The 485-nt window shown below is 68.5% G+C and carries 2 protein-coding genes; both read right to left on the reverse strand.

Annotation, left to right across the window (positions count from 1 at the left end; genetic code table 11):
- Positions 1 to 282, reverse strand: a 282-nt coding sequence (locus tag FAF44_RS56240) for a DUF1918 domain-containing protein (RefSeq protein WP_308193554.1), incomplete at its 3' end; no start/stop codon positions are given.
- Positions 245 to 485 (reverse strand): universal stress protein (locus FAF44_RS53690; protein WP_237111194.1); only part of this gene is annotated, 241 nt, incomplete at its 5' end. The genes FAF44_RS53690 and FAF44_RS56240, both read right to left, overlap by 38 nt.

Genomic DNA, 485 nt, shown 5'->3' on the forward strand with positions numbered 1-485 from the left:
GAAGACGAGGCTTTCGTGCCCGTCGTCGAGCCAGCGCACCAGATAGGGCGGTGAGCCGTCGGCGTGGCTCACCTCGACGATGAGCCCCTCACGCCGGATGCCGTGACCACGGCCGCTCACCACGACCAGACGATCGCCTGTCGAAGCCTTCATCATGATCCCCCACAATCCTGATCCAAGGCGTCCACCTGCACTTCTCTCCAGTGTGCAAGACGGTCGGAACGCCGGTGACCCCGGCCCGCGCCTACCGTGGCCGGACCACCGCGACCGGGCACCCGGCATGGTGCAGCAGCCCGTGACCGACCGACCCCAGCATCACGGACGCGAACCCGCCCAGCCCTCTGGATCCGACCACCACCAGATCCGCCGCAGCGCACGCCTCGACAAGCGCCGGGATCGGATGTTCACTCACCTGCCGGCCGTAGATCTCGACATCGGGGTGTTCGCCCCGCCAGGCCACGATCCGTTCCTGGGCGGCCTGGCAC

Source organism: Nonomuraea sp. MG754425 (assembly GCF_021699195.1).
Taxonomy (GTDB): domain Bacteria; phylum Actinomycetota; class Actinomycetes; order Streptosporangiales; family Streptosporangiaceae; genus Nonomuraea.